Origin of the sequence: Okeania sp. SIO2B9, from assembly GCF_010672505.1 — a bacterium.
Classification (GTDB): domain Bacteria; phylum Cyanobacteriota; class Cyanobacteriia; order Cyanobacteriales; family Microcoleaceae; genus Okeania; species Okeania hirsuta.
Genome location: NZ_JAAHGK010001668.1, coordinates 1 through 1,322, shown reverse-complemented (window position 1 = coordinate 1,322; position 1,322 = coordinate 1). Strand labels below are relative to the sequence as shown.

The following is a 1,322-nucleotide window of genomic DNA, read 5'->3' as shown; positions in this document are numbered from 1 at the left end:
TTGATTCATTAAAGTAGATTTGCCAACATTAGGCCGTCCTATTATACCAACAAATCCAGATTTATATCCCGCAGGTGCTACGGGAATTATCATACTTGTGGACAATTCCATTTTTGTATTTTTTTTATTTTATATATTTCAAAAATAACAACTTATTAAGTAAAATTTTTTTGATATTAACTGATAGATACTATACATTTTTCTTGTGGTTATCAGAATATTATTAAAATACAAGGATTAAAGTATATTATTCTGAAGTGACTCATCATCAGTAAAATATTAACTTCAGTGCTTACATTAATTTAATTCATGTAGTAGTACAAAGCTGAATAATTATAGCAGTCGAAGGAAAGGTGAAAACATCCAAAGCTAGATTTTTTATTCTGCCTTCTGCGATAACAGATATCTTACTTTATTAAGATATGCTGTTGAATTTTACAGTATTTTGTAGAGTCTGATAATTTTGCCTTGTTTAAGTTGTTCGCCAGTTACTTTTGACTTCTCTTTATTTAAAGAAGTTAATTTATTTAGGCGATGGAAAGCATCAAGGGCAGAAACTTTAGAAACTTTAAAGATTTGCCAAACTAACTTGTTAGTTGATATCTAATTAAATCGATCTAGAACTAGGAAAAAAAATGAAAAAATTTTCTACATTATTAGGAAGTGTTTGTGCTTTAGTCGTTGCAAATTTACCTCTACCAGCTTTGGCAATACCATCTGATTTCGATTACAAATCTGGTAAGGAAGAATATTATCCATTACCAGATTTGTCTATTCCTTACAGAACTTTACCCAGAAAATTTGATTTTCCAATTATTACTGAAGTTGATGTTGATGACAGCATCAGTACAGATTCTCCAATAACTGATGCTTTTGTTAACAACTTACCTCCTATACCCACTGGAATTACTCTAGATGAGCTTTTGCGTTACAGAGCGGAGTACACTGCTTCTATAGAAGCTTGGGGAGAAGAGGTTACAGAATGTTTGAATAAAAAACCACGATTATTGAGAGTTAGCACAGGCAACCCAGTTATTATTAATGGAGAAGAAGGCACAATAGTTCTAAATGCTAACAATCGTGCTGTTTGTAGGTAACGCAAGGTAACGTAAAAAAGAAAGCCTGCTTCTAAATTCAACGAATAGAAACAAGCTTTCTTTTTTTAAAGAGAATAATCTTTTTAAAGACAATAACTAAAGAAACAAAGAAGGCTGCATAGTCAGAAGTGAAAAGAGAAATGAGGTCAAGTCCTCGGTCTGTTAGTGTGTCTAGGCTGCATACATTACTGCATTTCCACCGAACACCTATCAACGGGTAGTCTT

The 1,322-nt window shown here is 32.2% G+C and carries 3 protein-coding genes; 1 reads left to right on the top strand and 2 read right to left on the bottom strand.

Going from position 1 to position 1,322, the window contains the following annotated elements; translation table 11 throughout:
• On the bottom strand, positions 1-111 hold a 111-nt coding region (locus F6K13_RS33560), incomplete at its 3' end, for a GTPase (RefSeq protein ID WP_287289990.1).
• Between the two features lie 524 nt (positions 112-635).
• On the opposite strand from F6K13_RS33560, the gene F6K13_RS33555 reads away from it, so the two are divergent.
• The gene (locus F6K13_RS33555; protein WP_287279879.1) at positions 636-1,097 is read left to right on the top strand and encodes a hypothetical protein; all 462 of its coding nucleotides are present in this window, start codon (positions 636-638) and stop codon (positions 1,095-1,097) included.
• Between the two features lie 37 nt (positions 1,098-1,134).
• Here the strand turns inward: F6K13_RS33555 and F6K13_RS33550 are convergent.
• Positions 1,135-1,322: hypothetical protein (locus tag F6K13_RS33550; protein WP_287289988.1), on the bottom strand; the 188-nt coding region annotated here is incomplete at its 5' end.

Bases quoted from the DNA above. Each gene is read 5' to 3' on its own strand.
- F6K13_RS33555 (WP_287279879.1), top strand. From the start codon at position 636: ATGAAAAAATTTTCTACATTATTAGGAAGTGTTTGTGCTTTAGTCGTT.